The 21,688-nt window shown below is 55.1% G+C and carries 21 protein-coding genes; 18 read left to right on the forward strand and 3 right to left on the reverse strand.

Translation table 11 applies throughout. From position 1 onward, the window contains the following. The first annotated feature begins 22 nt into the window (after positions 1-22). From RSJ68_10800 to RSJ68_10845, 10 genes are all read left to right on the forward strand, one after another. Positions 23-322: a DUF2818 family protein gene (locus RSJ68_10800; GenBank protein WNU96888.1), complete on the forward strand. Its 300-nt coding sequence runs from the start codon at positions 23-25 to the stop codon at positions 320-322. Between the two features lie 396 nt (positions 323-718). Further along, positions 719-2,149, forward strand: a complete 1,431-nt coding sequence (locus tag RSJ68_10805) for a YfcC family protein (GenBank protein ID WNU96889.1) — start codon at positions 719-721, stop codon at positions 2,147-2,149. A gap of 80 nt (positions 2,150-2,229) precedes the next feature. Beyond that, positions 2,230-3,354: a glutamate 5-kinase gene (gene proB / locus RSJ68_10810; GenBank protein WNU96890.1), complete on the forward strand. Its 1,125-nt coding sequence runs from the start codon at positions 2,230-2,232 to the stop codon at positions 3,352-3,354. Positions 3,355-3,890: 536 nt separating this feature from the next. Then, positions 3,891-5,174 (forward strand): deoxyribodipyrimidine photo-lyase, encoded by a 1,284-nt coding sequence (locus tag RSJ68_10815; protein WNU98398.1) that lies wholly within the window; start codon positions 3,891-3,893, stop codon positions 5,172-5,174. A gap of 123 nt (positions 5,175-5,297) precedes the next feature. Continuing rightward, on the forward strand, positions 5,298-6,443 hold the full coding sequence (locus tag RSJ68_10820) for an FUSC family protein (GenBank protein ID WNU96891.1): 1,146 nt from the start codon (positions 5,298-5,300) through the stop codon (positions 6,441-6,443). 54 nt (positions 6,444-6,497) lie between these two features. Continuing rightward, the gene (locus RSJ68_10825; GenBank protein WNU96892.1) at positions 6,498-6,947 is read left to right on the forward strand and encodes a hypothetical protein; all 450 of its coding nucleotides are present in this window, start codon (positions 6,498-6,500) and stop codon (positions 6,945-6,947) included. Between the two features lie 80 nt (positions 6,948-7,027). Beyond that, positions 7,028-7,996: a TerC family protein gene (locus RSJ68_10830; GenBank protein ID WNU96893.1), complete on the forward strand. Its 969-nt coding sequence runs from the start codon at positions 7,028-7,030 to the stop codon at positions 7,994-7,996. Positions 7,997-8,252: 256 nt separating this feature from the next. After that, positions 8,253-8,810, forward strand: coding sequence for a ribosome recycling factor (gene frr / locus RSJ68_10835; protein ID WNU96894.1), 558 nt, complete (start codon positions 8,253-8,255; stop codon positions 8,808-8,810). 57 nt (positions 8,811-8,867) lie between these two features. Further along, complete coding sequence (locus tag RSJ68_10840) at positions 8,868-9,614, forward strand: isoprenyl transferase (GenBank protein WNU96895.1); 747 nt, start codon at positions 8,868-8,870, stop codon at positions 9,612-9,614. Between the two features lie 2 nt (positions 9,615-9,616). After that, a complete protein-coding gene (locus RSJ68_10845) occupies positions 9,617-10,411 on the forward strand; it encodes a phosphatidate cytidylyltransferase (protein ID WNU96896.1) in 795 nt (264 codons plus the stop codon). 24 nt (positions 10,412-10,435) lie between these two features. On the opposite strand, the gene RSJ68_10850 is transcribed toward RSJ68_10845, so the two are convergent. After that, positions 10,436-10,642 carry a hypothetical protein gene (locus RSJ68_10850; protein ID WNU96897.1) on the reverse strand — a complete coding sequence of 69 codons (207 nt, stop codon included), beginning with the start codon at positions 10,640-10,642 and terminating at the stop codon, positions 10,436-10,438. On the opposite strand from RSJ68_10850, the gene ispC reads away from it, so the two are divergent. From ispC to pdxA, 8 genes are all read left to right on the forward strand, one after another. After that, entirely contained in the window at positions 10,636-11,820 is a 1,185-nt protein-coding gene (gene ispC, locus RSJ68_10855; GenBank protein ID WNU96898.1) for a 1-deoxy-D-xylulose-5-phosphate reductoisomerase, read from the forward strand. The two genes, RSJ68_10850 and ispC, sit on opposite strands and share 7 nt — an antisense overlap. Before the next feature lie 211 nt (positions 11,821-12,031). Further along, on the forward strand, positions 12,032-13,372 hold the full coding sequence (gene rseP, locus RSJ68_10860) for an RIP metalloprotease RseP (protein ID WNU96899.1): 1,341 nt from the start codon (positions 12,032-12,034) through the stop codon (positions 13,370-13,372). Positions 13,373-13,376: 4 nt separating this feature from the next. Beyond that, complete coding sequence (gene bamA / locus RSJ68_10865) at positions 13,377-15,776, forward strand: outer membrane protein assembly factor BamA (protein WNU96900.1); 2,400 nt, start codon at positions 13,377-13,379, stop codon at positions 15,774-15,776. 213 nt (positions 15,777-15,989) lie between these two features. Further along, positions 15,990-16,442, forward strand: coding sequence for an OmpH family outer membrane protein (locus tag RSJ68_10870; GenBank protein WNU98399.1), 453 nt, complete (start codon positions 15,990-15,992; stop codon positions 16,440-16,442). 197 nt (positions 16,443-16,639) lie between these two features. Next, positions 16,640-17,683 carry a UDP-3-O-(3-hydroxymyristoyl)glucosamine N-acyltransferase gene (lpxD, locus tag RSJ68_10875; protein WNU96901.1) on the forward strand — a complete coding sequence of 348 codons (1,044 nt, stop codon included), beginning with the start codon at positions 16,640-16,642 and terminating at the stop codon, positions 17,681-17,683. 126 nt (positions 17,684-17,809) lie between these two features. Continuing rightward, positions 17,810-18,259: a 3-hydroxyacyl-ACP dehydratase FabZ gene (fabZ, locus tag RSJ68_10880; protein WNU96902.1), complete on the forward strand. Its 450-nt coding sequence runs from the start codon at positions 17,810-17,812 to the stop codon at positions 18,257-18,259. An 86-nt stretch (positions 18,260-18,345) separates the two neighbouring features. Next, positions 18,346-19,122, forward strand: coding sequence for an acyl-ACP--UDP-N-acetylglucosamine O-acyltransferase (lpxA, locus tag RSJ68_10885; GenBank protein ID WNU96903.1), 777 nt, complete (start codon positions 18,346-18,348; stop codon positions 19,120-19,122). A 414-nt stretch (positions 19,123-19,536) separates the two neighbouring features. Next, entirely contained in the window at positions 19,537-20,547 is a 1,011-nt protein-coding gene (pdxA, locus tag RSJ68_10890) for a 4-hydroxythreonine-4-phosphate dehydrogenase PdxA (GenBank protein WNU96904.1), read from the forward strand. Positions 20,548-20,623: 76 nt separating this feature from the next. Here the strand turns inward: pdxA and RSJ68_10895 are convergent, their stop codons facing one another. Together RSJ68_10895 and arsC are read right to left on the reverse strand one after the other, a co-directional pair. Further along, complete coding sequence (locus tag RSJ68_10895) at positions 20,624-21,298, reverse strand: YdcF family protein (GenBank protein WNU96905.1); 675 nt, start codon at positions 21,296-21,298, stop codon at positions 20,624-20,626. A gap of 22 nt (positions 21,299-21,320) precedes the next feature. Next, positions 21,321-21,680 (reverse strand): arsenate reductase (glutaredoxin), encoded by a 360-nt coding sequence (gene arsC, locus RSJ68_10900; protein ID WNU96906.1) that lies wholly within the window; start codon positions 21,678-21,680, stop codon positions 21,321-21,323. Between the last annotated feature and the right edge of the window lie 8 nt (positions 21,681-21,688).

Genomic DNA, 21,688 nt, shown 5'->3' on the forward strand with positions numbered 1-21,688 from the left:
AAAACAGGAAGACACATACATCATGACCGCATCCATGTACATCCTTTTGGTATTGGCGCTCATCTTCGCCAACGCCCCCTTCGTTACCACCAAATTTTTCGGCGTGTTTCCGCTCAAGCGCAAACATATCGGGCATCACCTCATCGAATTGGCGGCAGGCTTCATCCTGACCGCCGTCCTCGCCTATATCCTCGAATCCCGCGCCGGCGCGGTACACCAACAAGACTGGGAGTTTTACGCTACTGTAATCTGCCTCTACCTGATATTCGCCTTCCCCTGTTTCGTATGGCGTTATTTCTGGCACGCACGCAACCGCGAATGACGGTTTGTCGTTTTAACTCCGTTGAAACTGCGCTTTCAGACGGCCTGTCGGGAATTGCGGCAACTTCATATTCCGTCATTCCCGTGAAAACGGGAATCCAGGCCTTTGAAGTTTCAGTATCCTTTCAAATATTGCTGTAGCCCGCAGATTTCCTGGATTCCAGCCTGCGCGGGAATGACGGCTTATGGTTTTAACTTCGTTGAAGCTGCGCTTTCAGACGACCCCCATGAACTTTTTACCCTTTTTGCAATCCATACATCCATACCTTGCGGCGGTTGGCTGGCGATTCCGGCCAAGGTCGTCTGAAAAACAAAATACACGGTATTTGCTAAATCCGAACACGCACAAACCATTGCCGGCCGAACCTATCCGCTTCCCCGAATGAAAGGAACCTTTATGGACCGTCCCGGACAATACAACGCCGAAGCCCCGATTTCCAAAGCCACCTTCAATCCCGCGCTGATGATGCTGGCCATCGCCCTGATTGCCGCCGTGCTGACCTATATCCTGCCTTCGGGCGAGTATCAGCGCAACGGCAAAATGGTCGTTCCCGGCACGTACCGCGTGTTGGAAAAAGAGGTTTCCGCCCACGGCATCCTGACCTCGGGCGGTGAGAAGGCGCAGGCGGCGTTGGAAGCGGCGGACAAAGCCGCGCCGGTCGGCCTGTTCGATTTTTTCACCGCCGTCCCCGAGGGCATCGCCAAGCAGGCGGCGTTGGTGATTATGGTGTTGTTTGTCGGCGGCATGTTCGGCATTTTGAACAAAAGCGGCGCGGTGCAGGCGGGTTTGGAGCGGGTGCTGGCACTGACGCGCAACAATATCTATATCCTGGTGCCCGTGCTGATGCTGATTTTTTCGGTGGGAACCACGTTTCTCGGTTTCTCCAAAGAGTATCTGCTGATGATTCCGATTATGGTCGCGCTGGCCAACCGCATGGGGCTGCCCAACATCATCGGCCTGTCGGTGGTCGCGCTGGGGAACATGGTCGGGCATATGGCTTCGATTACCAACCCCTATATCCTCACCATCGCCCAACCCATGCTGGGCGTGCCGCTGTTTAGCGGTATGTGGCTGCGCGTCGTTACCTACGTCGTCATGCTGTCGGTGGCGACGCTGTTTGTTTTTTGGCGCATCCGCCGCAACGGCATGGTTTGCGCGGCGCAAAGCGTTGACGCGGCAGGCCGCCTGAGTACGCGCCAAGTGCTGATGCTGCTGACGCTGGCGGTCGGTGTCGGTTTCCTGATTTACGCCTCGCACAGCCTGCACTGGAAAGCGGTGCAGCTTTCCGGCTATTACCTCTTCCTTGCCTTGGTTATCGGCGCAATCAGCGGGCTGGGTGCCAACACCGCCGCCGACGCTTTCGTCTCCGGCGTGCGCAAAATGGTCATCGCCGCGTTGCTTATCGGGCTGGCGACCGCCGTCGAGCTGATACTGGCAAAAGGCAAAATACTGGATACCGTCATCTATTATCTGGTCGAAGCACTCGGCACCCACGGCCCCTACGTTTCCGCCTACGGCATCTTCGGTTCGGAAGTCCTGCTGGACATCGTCATCCCCTCGGCGGTCGGCAAAGTCGCCGTCAGTATGCCGATACTCGGCCCCTTGGGCGAACTGTCGGGCTTGCAGCCGCAGACGACGATTTTCGCCTTCCTGATGGGCAACGGCCTGAGCAATATGTTCGTCCCGACTTCCGCCGCGCTGCTGATTTTCCTCTCCGCCGCCGAAGTAACGTGGACGCAGTGGGTCAGATTCGTCTGGCCGCTGATTGCCGTGTTTACAGGGCTGATTCTCGCCATGCTCACATGGGCAGTGTATATCGCGTATTGACAGCCGTATAATAAAGGTCGTCTGAAACCCGTTTTCAGACGGCCTTTTTATCCACTGAACGCCCCCTTTCGAGGACAACCATGACCCAACAAAACCTCTCCAACATCCGCACCCTCGTCGTCAAAGTCGGCTCCAGCCTCGTTACCGCAGGCGGCAAAGGCATAGACCAAGCCGCACTCGACCGCTGGGCGGCGCAAATCGCCGAACTGGGCAAACAAGGCGTACAAACCGTCCTCGTTTCCAGCGGCGCCATCGCCGAAGGCATCAAGCGGCTGGGCTGGAGCAAACGCCCCACCGCCATCAACGAACTGCAAGCCGCCGCCGCCGTCGGACAAACCGGCATTGCCCAAGCCTACGAAACCGCGTTCGCACCGCACGGCATCCGCACCGCCCAAATCCTGCTCACCCACGACGACCTGAGCAACCGCACCCGCTACCTCAACGCCCGCAGCACCCTGCAAACCCTGCTGTCCAAAGGCATCGTCCCCGTCATCAACGAAAACGACACCGTTACCACCGACGAAATCAAACTCGGCGACAACGACACCCTCGGCGCACTCGTGACCAACCTCATCGAAGCCGACGCCCTCGTTCTTTTAACCGACCAAAAAGGCCTGTACGACAGCGACCCGCGTAAAAATCCGCAAGCCAAACTGATTCCGACCATAGCAGCCGACCATCCCGACCTCGAAAGCATGGCGGGCGGCGCAGGCAGTAGCGTCGGCACCGGCGGCATGTACACCAAAGTGAGAGCCGCCAAACGCGCCGCACTCAGCGGAGCCGCCACCGTCGTCGCATGGGGCGGCGAACCCGACGTCCTCGTCCGCCTCAAACAAGGCGAAAGCATAGGCACGCTCTTCACCAGCGCGCACAACCGCGTCGCCGCCCGCAAGCAATGGCTGCTCGGACACGTCCAAACCGCCGGCAGCCTGACCGTCGACAGCGGCGCGGCAAAAGCCCTGACCGAACAACACGCCAGCCTGCTGCCCGTCGGCTGCATCCGCGCGGACGGACATTTCCACCGCGGCGAACTCGTCGCCATCCTCGATACCGACGGCAAAGAAATCGCCCGCGGCCTGACCAATTACAGCAGCGGCGAAACCGCCAAAATCCTGCAAACCCCGTCCGAACGCATCGCCGAAAAATTAGGCTATACCCACGAAGACGAACTCATCCACCGCGACAATATGGCGTCGCATTGGTAGGGAAGGGGAAAAGTAAATATATAAGGTCGTCTGAAACTCAAAAATGCGGTTTCAGACGACCTTTGGTTTATTTGGGCAGACAAATTCAGATTGCAGGCCGGATATCCGTATTCGGTGGAGAGGTTGAGGTTTTCCCTGCTTCTTCACGACGATGAAATGTCGGCTTTGGAAATTCGATTTGCCGCTTCGAACCCGGTTAAAACGATAGTGGATGAACATTTAGCTAAATGACTTTATTTTCGATACGCAAATTATCGGTTTTCGTCATTCCCGCGCAGGCGGGAATCCATTTTTGAAACCCAGAAACTGTTTTTCAAATCAAGGTTTCTCAAGTTTCACGATGGATTCCCGCCTGCACGGGAATGACAGAATTTGATGATATGCCGGATTTAAAGTTAAGTATGTTTGCTATAGCTGCGTTATTCCGAATCCACTTTATCTGTTATCTGCCTAAAGGCCGTCTGAAAACCGTCCGCCTTGTCCTCGCAAAATTTCTGCTAAAATCAAACGCCTTATCCCTTTCAGACGACATCGCCATGCAAGCACATACATTGGTCTGGTTCCGCCGCAACCTGCGCATACGCGACAACGCCGCGTTGTCCGCTGCCGTGAAGCGGGGATTGCCTGTGGCAGGCGTGTGGGTGGCGCAGGGGTCGTCTGAAATCTCCAATCCGCGTCAGGATTGGTTTCATTGTCAGGCGGCGGCGGCTTTGCATGGCTCGTTGGCGGCAAGCGGCGTGGCTTTGTATGCGGTGAACCGTGTGGAAGAATTGCCTGCTTTGGCGACGCGGTTGAATGTTCAGACTGTAATTGCAGACGAAGCCTATACGTCGTCTGAAATCGGGCAAGATAACCGCATTTGGCGGATTTTGGATGAACAAGGCGTTGCGTTCGAGCGTGTTAACGACCGTGCCATATTCGCCAAGGCAGAAATCATGGGCAGTCACGGCGCGCCTTACACCGACTTCCCGCATTATAAAGAAGCGTGGCTGGCTTTGTTTCGGCAGCGGTTCGGCGGGCAGGATGCAGTTTGCCGTCAAACCGAAATTTTTCAGACGACCTCAGCCGAAATGCCGCCGTTTCCAGCGTGGAACGGGCAACAGGATATGGTTTCCGCACAGCGCGGCGGCGAAGATGAAGCGGACAAACAATGGCGGCAGTTTGAAGAAAATATCGGGTTTTATCCGATTATGAAGGATTTCCCTGCCAGAAAAGGCACCAGCCGCTTGAGCGCGTATTTGAGCGCAGGTTGCATTTCGCCGCGCGTGTTGGCGACTGAAGCCGCAGGGCAGGGCGCAGATGCTTGGTTGGACAATTTGATACGGCGCGATTTCTATCAGCAGCTTGCTTACCACCGCGCCCGCATCGAGCCTGAATCTGCTGCCGAATCTGCGCCGTTTTCAGACGACCTGACGGAATGCTGGCGGCAAGGGAAAACAGGTTTCCCGCTCATCGACGCCGCCATGCGCAGCCTGAAATCGAGCGGCTGGCTGCATCCCGCCCTGCGCTCCCTGACGGCAGAATTTTTGTGCGGCGTCCTGCATCAGCCGTCCGAACACGGCATCGTTTGGTTCGCCGCGCAGCAAACCGATTTCGACCCCGCGTTGAACGAAGGCAACTGGCAAACCGCCGCCCGAAATGCCCGCCGACGTTCCATCGATATTATCCAAACCGCCCGCCGGCTTGATCCGGACGGCACATTCGTCCGCCGCCACATCCCCGAATTGGCGCACTTACCCGTCAATCTCGTCCATACCCCGTGGCTCGCCTCGTCTGAAATTGACGCACACGGTTATCCGACGCCCGTCGTCGCGCCTTAAAGGTTATCTGAAAGCAGGATTGGAGGTTTCAGACGACCTTGCCTTCAATCCTGTCAGTATTGCCTGATTCCCGTTACAATACCGCCCGATAAACCCAAAAATCTCAACAAGATAGCCCCAATCATGAACGCCTCACAACGCGAACGCTTCGTCAAACGCTGGCTCAACTCCTACGAACGCTACCGCTACCGCCGCCTCATACACGCCGTCCGGCTCGGACTGGCCGTACTATTCTCTACCCTGCTCGCCAAACTCCTCCACCTCCAACACGGCGAATGGATAGGCATGACCGTATTCGTCGTCCTCGGCATGCTCCAATTTCAAGGCGCGATTTACTCCAAAGCCGTCGAACGCATGCTCGGTACCGTCATCGGCTTGGGCGCGGGTTTGACCCTGTTGTGGCTCAACCAACACTACTTCCACGGCGGCATTCTCTTTTACCTGACCGTCGGCACCGCCAGCGCAGCCGCAGGTTGGGCGGCGGTCGGCAAAAACGGCTACGTCCCCATGCTTGCCGGACTGACCATGTGCATGCTCATCGGCGACAACAGCAACAACTGGCTCGACAGCGGACTCATGCGCGCCATGAACGTCCTCATCGGCGCCGCCATCGCCATTGTCTCCGCCAAACTCCTGCCCCTTCGTTCCACGCTGATGTGGCGGTTCATGCTTGCCGACAACCTGACCGAATGCGGCAAAATGATTGCCGAAATCAGCAACGGCAAACGCATGACCCGTGAGCGGCTGGAGCAAAACATGGTCAAAATGCGCCAAATCAACGCCCGCATGGTCAAAAGCCGCAGCCACCTCGCTGCTACATCAGGCGAAAGCCACATCAGCCCCGCCATGATGGAAGCCATGCAGCACGCCCACCGCAAAATCGTCAACACCACCGAGCTGCTCCTCACCACCGCCGCCAAGCTGCAAGCCCCTACCCTCAACGAACACGAAATCCGCCTGCTCGACCGCCATTTCAACCGCCTCCAACGCGACCTGCGCCTGACCGTCCGCCTCATCAAAGGCCACTACGCCCGCCGCATCCGCATCGACACCTCCATCAATCCCGAGCTGGGCAAACTCGCCGCCCGCCTCCATTACGAATGGCAAGGCTTCCTCTGGCTCAGCACCAATATGCGCAACGAAATCTCCGCACTCGTCATCCTCCTGCAACGCAGCCGCCGCAAGTGGCTGGACAAACACGAACTCCAACGCCTGCGCGAACACCTGCGCGAAACCCGCGAAGGCGATTTGGAAGAAGAGGTCGTCTGAAAACGTCCGACTGATGATACAATTTCACCCGAATATCCCACTTGGAACACGGTCATGAGTCTCTACGCCATCGCCCACATCATCCACCTCTATTGCGCCATCGCCTTTGTCGGCGGCGTATTTTTCGAAATGCTGGTTTTGTCCGTCATGCACACCGGCCGCGTCTCACGCGAATCGCGCCGAGAAGTCGAACGCGCCATGTCCTACCGCGCCGTCCGCGTTATGCCGCCCGTCGTCATTACGCTTTTCATCAGCGGCATCGTCATGGTATTCAACCGATACCTGCCCTTTTTGAGCCAACCCTTCGCCACCTCATTCGGTACGCTCCTTACCCTCAAAATCCTGTTGGCAGTCAGCGTCCTCGTCCATTTCGCTATCGCCGTCGTCAAAATGGCACGGCACACCCTGACCGTCGGCTGGTCCAAATACATCCACGCCGTCGTATTTTCCCATATGCTGTTTATCGTATTTTTCGCTAAAGCCATGTTTTACTTGTCTTGGTAAGCTGTTTTCAGACGACCTTTCCCCGACGGGTCGTCTGAAAAGCCGCCATCCAACCACCTCATCACAAGGAATCCGAATACATGACCGAACACCCTTCCGTCGGCTCCCCCCTTTTCTACGGCGTGTTCTTCGCCGCCGTTTTCATCATGATCATCATCGACATGCTCTCGCTTAAAAAAAGCGGCGCGCATAAAGTCAGTGTCAAAGAAGCCGTCGCCTGGAGCTGCGTCTGGGTCGCCGTATCCTGCGCTTTCGCAGGCTGGCTCTATTTCGAGCTGGCAGGCAACCCCCTTTACGGCGCCGTCGTTGCCAAAGAAAAGACCCTCGAATTTTTCACCGGCTACATCCTCGAAAAATCCCTTGCCGTTGACAACATCTTTGTTTTCCTGATGATTTTCGGTTACTTCAAAGTTTCCCCGAAATACCAGCACCGCGTCCTCCTTTACGGCGTGTTCGGCGCCATCGTCCTGCGCGCCCTCATGATTTTTATCGGCGCGGCACTGGTGCAGCGGTTCGAATGGATTCTCTACATTTTCGGCGCATTCCTCGTCTATACCGGCATCCATATGATGAAACCGGAATCCGAAGAAGAGGACTTCTCGCAAAACAAGATTTTGGGCTGGCTTAAAAAAGTCATCCCCGTCAGCCATCAGTTTGAAGGCGAAAAATTCTTTACCGTCGAAAACGGCAAGCGCATCGCCACCCCGCTTTTGCTCGTCCTCATCATGGTAGAGTTGAGCGACGTCATCTTCGCCGTGGACAGCATTCCCGCCGTCTTCGCCGTAACCACCGACCCCTTCATCGTCCTCACCTCCAACATCTTCGCCATACTCGGGCTGCGTGCCATGTATTTCCTGCTTGCCGATGTCGCCGACCGTTTCATCTTCCTCAAATACGGCCTCGCCTTCGTCTTGAGCTTCATCGGCATCAAAATGCTGATTATGCACTGGGTGCACATCCCCATCTCCATTTCCCTCTCCGTCGTCTTCGGCGCACTGGGCGCATCCATCCTTACATCGCTGGTGTACACGCGTCAGCAGCAGAAATAAGTTTGGCGGATAAAGGAAGGTCGTCTGAAAGCGGAAAAACCGTTTTCAGACGACCTTTTTTGCTGATGCAGCCCTCTATACATCCTATTTGTAACGGCATTTAAATATCAGTTAAGAAACAATGCCCAAAACCGCCCCTGCCTTGTCGGAATCGCCGAATGACGGTACTATGCGCAGTTAACAGCTTGATTTGCCGTTCGGATGGTCATGCGTCCGGGCGAGGTTTTAAATTCAGTATCTTATTTGAAAGCAGAAAATGATTAACGATATTCAAAAAACAGCGGAAAGCAAAATGCAGCGCTCGGTAGAAGTGCTGAAAGAGAATTTGGCGAAAGTGCGTACCGGCCGTGCGCATACCGGTCTGTTGGACCAAGTGGAAGTCGAATACTGGGGCAGCATGGTTCCGGTCAGCCAAGTTGCCAACGTTACTCTTCTGGACGCGCGCACCATCGGTGTGAAACCTTTTGAAAGCAATATGGCGGCCAAAGTCGAGAAAGCCATCCGCGATTCAAACTTGGGTCTGAACCCGGCAGCCGTCGGCGATTTGATCCGCGTACCTATGCCCATGCTGACCGAAGAGCGCCGTAAAGATTTGATTAAAGTCGTACGCAGCGAAGCGGAAGAAGGACGCGTGTCCATCCGCAACGTGCGCCGCGATGCGAACGATCACATCAAAAAACTCTTGAAAGACAAAGAAATTTCCGAAGACGAAGCACGTCGCGGCGAAGAAGCGGTTCAAAAACTGACCGACAAATACATCGCCGAAGCCGACAAAACGCTGGCTGCCAAAGAAGAAGATTTGATGGCGATTTAAACCCTTGTCCGCGGCGTTTCAGACGACCTTTGAACCGCCGCGCTGCGAAAGGCAGAGATGAAGAGCAGCACGCAGACCATTTTGGAACATACTTCGGTTCCGAAGCATATCGCCGTGATTATGGACGGCAACGGCCGTTGGGCGAAAAAGCGTTTCCTTCCCCGCGTGATGGGGCACAAACGCGGCTTGGACGCGTTGGAAAATATGGTGAAGCATTGCGCCAAACTGGGTGTGCAATATCTGACCGTGTTTGCCTTTTCGACTGAAAACTGGCGCCGTCCCGAAGACGAAGTGTCGTTCCTGATGGGGCTGTTTTTGCAGGCTTTGCAAAAACAGGTGCGCCGTCTGCACGAAAACAATATGCGCCTGAAGGTGTTGGGCAGCCGCGAACGCTTCAACCGGCAGATTCTGCAAGGTATCGAAGAGGCGGAAGCCTTGACGGCGAACAATACCGGCCTGACCCTGAGCATCGCCGCGGATTACGGCGGCCGCTGGGATATTTTGCAGGCGGCAAACAAACTGATTGCCGAAGGCGTATCTGAGATTACGGAAGACGCGCTGGCGAAACACTTGATGCTGGGCGATGCGCCGGAACCGGATTTGTTCATCCGCACCGGCGGCGAAACGCGCATCAGCAATTTCCTGCTTTGGCAGATGGCGTATGCCGAACTTTATTTTACCGATACCCTGTGGCCCGATTTTGACAGCAAAGCCTTGGACGATGCTGTCGCCTCGTTCCAAAAACGCGAACGGCGCTTCGGGCGCACTTCGGAACAGCTGCCGGTAGAGCAGCAAAGGGGTTAAAAATGTTGAAACAACGGATTATCACGGCGCTGTGGATGCTGCCGTTGATGCTCGGTATGCTGTTTTACGCGCCGCAATGGCTGTGGGCGGCATTTTGCGGGTTGATTTCTCTGGTTACGCTGTGGGAATACGCCCGCATGAGCGGATTGGAAAAACTGAAAACCAATCATTATCTTGCCGCGACACTGGTGTTCGGCGTCATCGCCTACGCAGGCGGTTGGACGCTGCCGGATATCGTCTGGTACGCCGTTTTGGCGTTTTGGCTGGTCGTTATGCCTTTGTGGCTGAAATTCAAATGGAAATTGAACGGCGGCTGGCAGGCTTATACCGTCGGCTGGCTTTTGGTCATGCCGTTTTGGTTCGCACTCATGTCCCTGCGTCCGCATCCCGATTACGCCTTGTCGCTGCTCGCTGTGATGGGTTTGGTGTGGGTTGCCGATGTTTGCGCGTATTTCAGCGGCAAAGCGTTCGGCAAACACAAAATCGCACCGACCGTCAGCCCCGGTAAAAGCTGGGAAGGCGCAATCGGCGGCGCGATTTGCGTGGCAGTGTACATGACTGTGGTGTGGTGGGCCGGTTGGCTCACGTTTGACGTAGGCTGGTTCAATACCGTGTTAATCGGTTTGGTGTTGACCGTTGTCAGCGTATGCGGCGACCTGTTGGAAAGCTGGCTCAAACGCGCGGCGGGCATCAAAGACAGCAGCAATCTGCTGCCCGGACACGGCGGTGTGTTTGACCGCGTGGACAGCCTGATTGCCGTCATCAGCGTTTATGCCGCCTTTGCGAGTTTGTTCTGAAGCGGTTATAGTGGATTAACTAAATCAGGACAAGGCGACGAAGCCGCAGACAGTACAGATAGTACGGCAAGGCGAGGCAACGCCGTACTGGTTTAAAGTTAATCCACTATAAAAATCGTTGGAACACATCAAACACAATATCGAATAAGCGTTTTCAGACGACCTTTTTGACCTCAAGCCCAAAGGTCGTCTGAAATACAAATGCAGTACATAAAGAACACACCATGACACAACAAGTCCTGACCATATTAGGCAGTACCGGCAGCATAGGCGAAAGCACGCTGGACGTTGTCTCCCGCCACCCCGAAAAATTCCGCGTATTCGCGTTGGCGGGGCATAAGCAGGTTGAGAAACTGGCGGCGCAATGCCGGACGTTCCGCCCCGAATATGCCGTCGTTGCCGATGCGGAGCACGCCGCCCGACTTGAAGCCCTGTTGAAAGGCGACGGCATGGCGACGCAGGTTTTACACGGCGCGCAGGCATTGGTTGACGTTGCGTCTGCAGACGAAGTCAGCGGTGTCATGTGCGCCATCGTCGGTGCAGCGGGGCTGCCTTCCGCGCTGGCGGCGGCGCAAAAAGGAAAAACCATTTATCTGGCGAACAAAGAGACGCTGGTAGTTTCCGGCGCGTTGTTTATGGAAACCGCCCGCGCAAACGGCGCGGCAGTGTTACCCATCGACAGCGAACACAACGCTATTTTCCAAGTTTTGCCGCGCGATTACACAGGTCGTCTGAACGAACACGGCATCCGTTCGATTATCCTGACCGCTTCCGGCGGTCCGTTTCTGACGACCGATTTAGGCACGTTCGACAGCATTACGCCCGCCCAAGCGGTCAAACATCCGAATTGGAGCATGGGGCGCAAAATCTCCGTCGATTCCGCCACCATGATGAACAAAGGTTTGGAGCTGATTGAAGCGCATTGGCTGTTCAACTGTCCGCCTGATAAACTCGAAGTCGTCATTCATCCGCAGTCCGTGATACACAGCATGGTGCGCTACCGCGACGGCTCCGTGTTGGCGCAACTGGGTAATCCCGATATGCGTACGCCCATCGCTTATTGTTTGGGTTTGCCGGAACGCATCGATTCGGGTGTCGGCGACCTGGATTTCGACGCATTGTCTGCGTTGACCTTCCAAAAGCCCGACTTTGACCGCTTCCCCTGCCTGAAGCTCGCCTATGAAGCCATGAACGCGGGCGGAGCAGCGCCCTGCGTATTGAACGCCGCCAACGAAGCCGCTGTCGCCGCCTTCTTAGACGGACAGATTAAGTTTACCGACATTGCCAAAACCGTTGCCCATTGTCTCGCACAAGACTTTTCAGACGACCTCGGCAACATCGAAAACCTGCTGGCGCAAGACGCTGTTACCCGCAGACAGGCGCAGGAATTTATCGCCGCATTGGGATAAACCGTGCCGTAACGATAAAAAATGACAGGTCGTCTGAAAACCCGCCCATCCGTCATGTGTGGCGGACAAAACGGCAGACTGACTTTATAATCGGCAAAATAACGCCAATAATATTTTCTACACATTGCGAATGCTTTTCAGATGACCCCTGCCTTGATACGTCGTCTGAAACATCGACAACGTCAACCCATACCCAACCAGAGAGATTCTTTTGCAAACCCTTCTAGCTTTTATTTTCGCCATCCTGATTTTGGTCAGCCTGCACGAGTTCGGACATTACATCGTTGCCAGATTGTGCGGCGTCAAAGTCGTACGCTTTTCCGTCGGCTTCGGCAAACCGTTTTTCAGCAGAAAACGCGGCGATACCGAATGGTGTTTGGCGCCCATCCCCTTGGGCGGCTATGTCAAAATGGTCGATACGCGCGAGGGCGAAGTGGCGCAGGCAGACCTGCCTTACGCCTTCGACAAACAGCATCCCGCCAAACGCATCGCCATCGTCGCCGCAGGTCCGCTGACCAATCTCGCGCTGGCGGTTCTGCTTTACGGCTTGAGTTTTTCCTTCGGCGTTACCGAAATCCGCCCTTATGTCGGCATGGTCGAGCAAAATACCATTGCCTCAAAAGCAGGTTTTCAGCCCGGAGACAAAATTATTTCGGTTAATGGCGTTAACGTCGGCGAGTGGGAAAAAGCCCAGCAAGAAATCGTGTTGAACATCGAGTCAGGCAAGGTAAATGTTGCCGTTCAGACGACCTCGGGACAAGAAACCATGCGGATTATCGATGCCGCAGGTACGCCCGAAGCAGGTAAAATTGCGAAAAACCAAGGCTATATCGGGTTGTCGCCTTTTAAAATCACCACCCGTGTCGGCGAAATGAAAGAAAACAGCCCTGCCGAAAAAGCCGGTTTGAAAAAAGGCGACAAGCTGATCAGCGCCGACGGACAAGACATTGAGTCTTGGCAGCAATGGGTAGAAATTGTACGCCAAAGCCCGGGTAAGAAAATCGCATTGAGCTACGAGCGCGACGGTAAAACTTTTCAGACGACCATCCGTCCCGACAGCATCCAACAACCCGACAGAACGCTGGTCGGCAGGGTAGGCTTCGGTTCTCAGGGCGACGAAGAGTGGACAAAAGAAATCAAGCGCGAATATAAGCCGTCTGTCGTAGAAGCATTTGCGATGGGCTGGGACAAAACCGTCAACAACGCTTGGATGACGGTAAAATTCTTCGGAAAACTGATTACAGGCAATGCCTCCCTGAACCATATTTCAGGTCCGCTGACCATTGCCGACGTCGCCGGAAAAACGGCACAGCTGGGGTTTCAAAGCTATTTGGAATTTCTCGCATTGGTCAGCATTAGTTTAGGCGTGTTGAACTTGTTGCCCATCCCCGTGTTGGACGGCGGGCATTTGGTGTTCTACACTGCCGAATGGATACGCGGAAAGCCCTTGAGCGAGCGCATACAGGCAATCGGCCTACGCCTCGGACTGGCTGCCATGCTGTTAATGATGGCACTGGCTTTCTTTAATGACATCAACCGTTTGTTTGGATAATTTTATGAAATTGAAACAGATTGCTTCTGCTTTGATGGTATTGGGCATGTCGCCTTTGGCATTTGCCGACTTCACCATTCAAGACATCCGCGTCGAAGGTTTGCAGCGCACCGAACCGAGTACGGTCTTCAACTACCTGCCCGTCAAAGTCGGCGACCAATTCAGCGACGCACGCAGCGAAGAAATCATCAAAAGTCTGTATGCGACCGGTTTTTTTGACGATGTCCGCGTAGAGACTATGGGCAATCAGGTCTTGCTGACCGTTATCGAACGCCCGACCATCAGCACGCTGAACATCACCGGCGCGAAAATGCTGCAAAACGATGTAATCAAGAAAAACCTTGAATCCTTCGGTTTGGCGCAATCCCAATACTTCAATCCTGCCACGCTGAGCCAGTCTGTAGCCAGCCTGAAGGAAGAATACAAAAGCCGCGGCAAGCAGTCGGTCCAAATCACGCCGACCGTCACCAAACTCGCGCGTAACCGCGTTTCCATCGACATTGCCATCGATGAGGGTAAAACCACCAAGATTACCGACATCGAATTTGAAGGCAACAAAGTCTATTCCGACCGCAAGCTCATGAAACAAATGTCTTTGAGCGAAGGCGGTATGTGGACTTGGCTGACTAAGAGCAACCAGTTTAACGAGCAGAAATTCTCGCAAGACATGGAGCGCGTCAGCGAGTTCTACCAAAACAACGGCTACTTCAATTTCCGCATTCTGGATACCGACATCCAGACCAACGAAGACAAAACCAAGCAAACCATCAAAATCACGGTTGACGAGGGCGAACGCTTCCGTTGGGGCGACGTGCGCATAGAAGGCGACACCCGCGAAGTGCCGAAAGAAGAGCTGCAAAAACTGCTGACCATGAAAAAGGGCAAATGGTACGAACGTGCCCAAATGGTCAAATCGCTCGAATCCATCCAAAACCGCATGGGTACGGCAGGCTACGCGTTCAGCGAAGTCAATGTTCAGCCTGTTCCCAATGCCGAGACCCAAACTGTCGATTTCGTCCTAAATGTCGAACCCGGCCGCAAAATCTATGTGAACGAAATCAACATCACCGGCAACAATAAAACTCGTGACGAAGTTGTGCGCCGCGAATTGCGTCAGATGGAATCTGCGCCTTACGACACGTCCAAGCTGCAACGTTCCAAAGAGCGCGTCGAGTTGTTGGGCTACTTCGACAATGTACAATTCGATGCCGTGCCGGTTGCCAATACGCCCGACCAAGTCGATTTGAACATGAGCGTGAACGAGCGTTCTACCGGTTCGCTGGATATGAGCGCGGGCTGGGTTCAGGATACCGGCTTGGTCATGTCTGTGGGCGTTTCCCAAGACAACCTGTTCGGTACGGGTAAATCCGTTTCCCTGCGCGCTTCACGAAGCAAAACCACGCTCAACGGCTCGCTGTCGTTTACCGATCCGTATTTCACACCCGACGGCGTGAGCCTCGGTTACGATATTTACGGCAAGTCTTACGACCCGCGTAAAGCCTCTTCCAGCGCGAAACAATATAAAACCACCACCGCAGGCGGCGGTGTGCGCATGGGCATCCCCGTTACCGAATACGACCGCGTCAATTTGGGTCTGGCGGCGGAACACCTGACCGTGAATACCTACAAAGGCGCGCCTAAACGTTATGCCGACTTTATCAACCAATATGATAAAGGCACGGACGGCGTGGGCAGCTTCAAAGGCTGGCTGTACAAAGGTACGATCGGTTGGGGACGCAATAAAACCGACAGCGCATTGTGGCCGACCCGCGGCTACATGACCGGCATCAACGGCGAAATCGCCCTGCCGGGCAGCGACCTGCAATACTACACGCTGACCCACAACCAAACCTGGTTCTTCCCGCTGACCAAAGACTTCACCCTGATGCTCGGTGGCGAAGTCGGCGTCGGCAACGGCTACGGCAAAACCAAAACCATGCCGTTCTTTGAAAACTTCTACGGCGGCGGCTTAGGCTCTGTACGCGGTTACGAGAGCGGTACGCTGGGTCCGAAAGTTTATGACGAATACGGCGAGAAAATCAGCTACGGCGGCAACAAAAAAGCCAACGTTTCCGCCGAGTTGCTGTTCCCGATGCCGGGCATCAAAGATTCCCGCTCCGTTCGTCTGAGCCTGTTCGCAGACGCGGGCAGCGTATGGGACGGTAAAACGTATAACGACAGCAGCAGCAATACCTACTACACCAACAATGCCGCTCAAAACCCATACGGCTTAGGCAAGACCCACAAATCGACCTTCAAGGAAGAGTTGCGCTACTCCGCCGGTGCGGCAGTAACCTGGCTCTCGCCGCTGGGTCCGATGAAGTTCAGCTACGCCTACCCGCTGAAGAAAAAAGACAGCGACGAAATCCAACGCTTCCAGTTCCAATTGGGTACAACATTCTGACGTAGACAGAAAAAGGTCGTCTGAAAACTGAAATACCGATGGGTAAAACGTTTTCAGACGACCTGAAGGAAAAGGGGCAGGGCGTTCTGCCTCTTTTTAAAAAACAAACCGTCATCCCGCTGATGGGCGGGATACAAAATCAAGGAAATCCAGATGAACATCATTGCCAATGCCTTCCGCCTCGGCGGCGCGGCTTTATTGGGCTTCGGGTTGATGAACCAAGCTGTGGCGGCGGAAGCCGTGCAGAAAATCGGCTTTATCAATACCGAGCGCGTTTATCTTGAGTCCAAGCAGGCGCAACGCATTCAGACGACCTTGGAAAAAGAATTCCGCAGCCGTCAGGACGCTTTGCAGAAATTGCAGCAAGAAGGTGAAAAGCTCGAAAAATCCCTGACCGAAGGCAAATTGCAGGGCAAAGAGCGTGAAGCTGCGGCAAAACGCTGGGGCGAGCTGGTTCAGCAGTTCCGCAAAAAACAGGCGGAGCTGGCAGAAGACTACAACCTGCGCCGCAACGAAGAATTTGCCGCCCTCCAGCAAAACGCCAACCGCATCATCGTCGATCTTGCCAAACGCGAAGGCTACGATGTCATTTTGCAGGACGTGATTTACGTCAACGCGCGTTACGACATTACCGACAGCGTGATTAAAGCCCTGAATACGCGTTAATCGGAAGGCTGAACGAGATACAGCAAACCTGTTTTCAGACGACCTCTTTCACTCGAAGGGTCGTCTGAAAATCCAATAAACGATATAATTACCTGTCTTATCACTCCTGCCGGCATACGTTTTAGGCAAACCGTTCTGTCCGACTGCTCCCGCCCGTCCTTTTTCAGACGACCTCATCTCAAAGTTTACGAAACATCATGACTTCAAAAACCTACACCCTGTCCCAAATCACAGCGCAGCTTGGCGGCGAATGGCGCGGCAAGGACATTTCCGTTGCCGCCGTGCGCCCGCTCGCAGACGCGCAGGCGGAACACATCAGCTTCCTCGCCAATCCGAAATACAAAGCCGAAGTCCACGACAGCAGCGCGGGTGCGGTCATCGTTTCCGCCAAAGCAGTGGGCGAATTTGAAGGGCGCAACCTGATTGTCGCCGACGATCCCTATCTCTATTTCGCCAAAGTCGCCCGCCTGTTTTCACCCGTCGTCAAAGCGTGCGGCGGCATCCATCCGACCGCCGTCGTCGAAGAGAGCGCGACCGTTCCCGCAAGCTGCGAAATCGGCGCGAACGCCTACATCGGTGCGAATACCGTACTCGGCGAAGGCTGCCGCATCTTGGCAAACGCCGTTGTCCAACACGATTGCAAACTGGGCGACGAAGTCGTCCTGCATCCCAACGCCGTCGTTTATTACGGCTGCACACTGGGCAACCGCGTCGAAATCCACAGCGGCGCAGTCATCGGCGCGGACGGATTCGGACTCGCCTTCGCCGGCGATTCATGGTTTAAAATCCCGCAAACCGGCGCGGTAACGCTGGGCGACGACGTAGAAATCGGCTCGAACACCAACATCGACCGCGGCGCAATGAGCGACACCACCGTCGGCAACGGCACCAAAATCGACAACCAAGTCCAAATCGGACACAACTGCAAAATCGGTTCGCACACCGTCATCGCCGCCAAAACCGGCATCTCAGGCAGCGTTACCATCGGCAGCTACTGCATCATCGGCGGCGGCGTCGGTACGGTCGGACACATCGAAATCGCCGACAAAACCACCATCGGCGGCGGCACGTCCGTGACCCACAGCATTACCGAAAGCGGCAAACACCTCGCCGGCATCTTCCCGATGTCCACCCATAAAGAATGGGCGCGCAACGCCGTTTACATCCACCGCCTGAGCGAAATGAACAAACGCCTCAAAACATTGGAAAACCGTCTGAGCGACAGCGAAAAAGACGAATAATCCCACAATCGGTTTACATGGCGGATGCGCTTTAAATCCCGACAAAGCGGCAAAGCCTGCCGTTTTAAAGCCTGCCCGCGATGAAACCGCCCAGCCAACCCCGAAATACCAAGGAATACGACGAACATGGACGTACAACTCCCTATTGAAGCCAAAGACATCCAAAAACTCATTCCCCACCGCTACCCGTTTTTGCAACTCGACCGCATCACCGCCTTCGAGTCCATGAAAACCCTGACCGCGATTAAAAACGTCACCATGAACGAGCCGCAGTTCCAAGGCCATTTCCCCGACCTGCCCGTCATGCCCGGCGTACTCATCATCGAAGCCATGGCGCAAGCCTGCGGCACACTCGCCATCCTCAGCGAAGGCGGCCGCAAAGAAAACGAATTCTTCTTCTTCGCCGGCATAGACGAAGCCCGTTTCAAACGCCAAGTCATCCCCGGCGACCAGCTTGTTTTCGAAGTCGAGCTGCTGACCAACAAACGCGGCATCGGCAAATTCAGCGCCGTCGCCAAAGTGGACGGACAAGTCGCCGTCGAAGCCATCATCATGTGTGCCAAACGCGTGGTTTGAGTGTTCAGAAAAAGGTCGTCTGAAAGTTTTCAGACGACCTGTTGCCGTCGCGCATCTTCGCGGCAACACTACAGGAAAGGAAAAACATGACCCTCATCCACCCGACCGCCGTCATTGACCCCAAAGCCGAACTCGACTCCAGCGTCAAAGTCGGCGCGTACACCGTCATCGGCCCCAACGTCCAAATCGGCGCGAACACCGAAATTGGCCCGCATACCGTCATCAACGGGCACACCACCATCGGCGAAAACAACCGCATTTTCCAATTTGCCAGCCTCGGCGAAATCCCGCAGGACAAAAAATACCGCGACGAGCCGACCAAGCTGATTATCGGCAACGGCAACACCATCCGCGAATTCACCACCTTCAACCTCGGTACGGTAACCGGCATCGGCGAAACCCGCGTCGGCGACGACAACTGGATTATGGCGTATTGCCACCTCGCGCACGACTGCGTCATCGGCAACCACACCATCTTCGCCAACAACGCCTCCCTCGCCGGACACGTTACCATCGGCGACTACGTCGTCTTGGGCGGCTACACGCTGGTGTTCCAGTTCTGCCAAATCGGCGACTACGCCATGACCGCCTTCGCCGCAGGCGTACACAAAGACGTACCGCCATACTTCATGGCGGCAGGCTACCGCGCCGAACCCGCAGGCATCAACAGCGAAGGCATGCGCCGCAACGGCTTCACCGCCGAGCAGATCGCCGCCGTCAAAGATGTGTATAAAACCATCTACCACCGCGGCATCCCGTTTGAAGAAGCCAAAGCCGATATCCTCCGCCGAGCCGAAACGCAAGCCGAGTTGGCGGTGTTTAAAGACTTCTTCGCCCAATCCACGCGCGGGATTATCCGCTGAAAACAAAATCTGCCTGCCTGAAGGTCGTCTGAAAAATGTGGCAGGGTTGCCGTTTCAGACAACCTTCAACTCTGCTGGAACTGATGGGTCGGATTTTTGAATCCGGCCTTTTTGTAGCGGATTACAATATGGTTGATTCATTTGTTTTTTATAGTGGATTAACTTTAAACCAGTACGGCGTTGCCTCGCCTTGCCGTACTATCTGTACTGTCTGCGGCTTCGTCGCCTTGTCCTGATTTAAATTTAATCCACCATAATACGGACTCTGCCGTCATTCATTCCCGCGCGCAGATATGACGGGATGGCGGAGTCTTATTGGAATCCGCCCTATATTGCAAAGATGAAAACAAAGGTCGTCTGAAATTCCCATCAACCACTTTCAGACAACCTTTATCCAGATTAAGGAATCGCATCATGTCCCTTCCCGTATTGGCAGTTACCTCCGGCGAGCCTGCCGGTATCGGCCCCGATATTTGTTTGGATTTGGCGTTTGCCGAGTTGCCGTGCCGCCCCGTCGTTTTGGGCGACAAAGGCCTATTGGCGCAGCGGGCGGAGATGTTGGGTAAAAACGTTGTCTTGCGGGATTTTGTATCAGGTAATGCCGATAAAGTCCCGTTGTGCCATGGGGAATTGGAAGTTTTGCATATTCCGCTTGCCGCGCCTTGCGAAGCAGGCAGGCTCAATCCCGCCAATGCGCGTTATGTCTTGCAACTGCTGGACACGGCATATCAAGGCATTACCGAAGGCATATTCGACGGCATGGTAACCGCGCCGCTGCACAAAGGCATCATTAATGATGCAGGTGCGGCTGGCGGATTCTTCAGCGGACATACCGAATACCTCGCCGAAAAAAGTCAGACGGAACAAGTCGTCATGATGTTGGCAGGCGGCGGGCTGCGCGTCGCTTTGGTTACGACCCATTTACCGCTGCGCGCGGTCGCCGATGCCGTAACACAGCCGCTCGTCGAGTCCGTCGTCCGTATTTTGAACGCCGATTTGCGCGACAAATTCGGCATTGCCCAACCGCATATCCTGGTTACCGGATTGAATCCGCACGCAGGCGAGGGCGGACATTTGGGACACGAAGAAGCCGAAATCATCACCCCTGCGCTGACCCGCCTCAAAAGCGAAGGCATATACGTCAGCGGCCCATATCCGGCAGACACGGTGTTTCAGCCGTTTTTGCTGAAAGATGCCGATGCCGTTTTGGCGATGTATCACGATCAAGGGCTGCCGACGCTGAAATATGCCGGTTTCGGACAAGGCGTCAACATCACGCTCGGACTGCCGTTTATCCGTACTTCCGTTGACCACGGTACCGCGCTGGATCTGGCGGGAACAGGCAAAGCCGCCTCCGGCAGCCTGATTGAAGCTGTCCGCACCGCTTTGGAAATGGCGGCAGAAATCCGCAAAAAACAGCGTTAAACAAGACGGAATGCCGTTAAAAAGGCCGTCTGAAACCCGATTCCGTTTCAGACGGCCTTTTTTAATTTCTTCCGAACTATGTCTCTTCTTTCCTTTGCCGAACGGTCAGCCAGTCCCAAAAGTTTTCGCTCCATTTGCCGATGCGGTAGAGGAAGAGGGCGTAGCTTTCTTGAAGCAGGAATTTGTTTTTTTCCTTGCTTTGGTCGAACCGCGTGGTCGGCGTGGCGGAGATGTAGGCTTCGATGTCGAGGTCGGAGGCGATTTCGAGGGCGCGGGCGAGGTGGTAGGGGTCGCTGACGATGATGATGCTTCCGATGCCTTCGGCGCGCAGTATCGGGCGGATGTTACGGATGTTTTCGTAGGTGTTGCGCGAGGTGTTTTCAAAGAGGATGTTGTGCGCGGGTATGCCTTGTTTGAGGGCGTAGCGCCGACCGACTTCGGCTTCGGTCATGTAGCCTTTTTTGGGTGTTCCGCCGGTAAAAACGATTTTTTCAACACGGTGGCTTTGGTAGAGGGTGATGGCGTGGTTGATGCGTTCGCGGAAGATAGGCGAGGGCCGTTTGTCCCACGCGGCGGCGCCGAGCACGAGGGCGGCATCGGCGCGGACATGACGCGGCAGAGGCTGCGAGCCGGTGTGGTACACCTGCCATGCGCCCTCGCCGAATATGCCGAGTACCAACAGGATACTCAGGCCTATGCCGCGAAAGAGGTAGTAGCGCAAGCCGTTGCGGCTGCGGAACAGGGAAATCATGTAGGGACGGCCTTCCCGCGCTTTAATCCAGCAGGGCTTCGATGTTTTCGAGCGGTCTGCCGATGGCGGCTTTGTCCTGTGTGGTCAGGATAGGGCGTTCGAGTAGGGCAGGGTGGGCGGAGATGGCTTCGAGCAGGGCTTGGTTGTCGAGGTCGGGCTTGTCCAAACCGAGTTCTTTGTACAAGTCGTCTTTGACGCGCATCATGCCGCGTACGGACTCTAAGCCCAGCTTGGCGAAAATGTCTTTCAGTATCGCCAAGTCGGGCGGAGTGTCGAGGTATTTGACGACTTCGGCTTTGATGCCGCGCGCTTCGAGCAGGTCGAAAGCGGCGCGCGATTTGCTGCAACGCGGATTGTGGTAGAGCGTGAATTCAGACGACATAGGGTTCT

The organism is Neisseria sp. DTU_2020_1000833_1_SI_GRL_NUU_006, assembly GCA_032388755.1.
Taxonomy (GTDB): domain Bacteria; phylum Pseudomonadota; class Gammaproteobacteria; order Burkholderiales; family Neisseriaceae; genus Neisseria; species Neisseria sicca_C.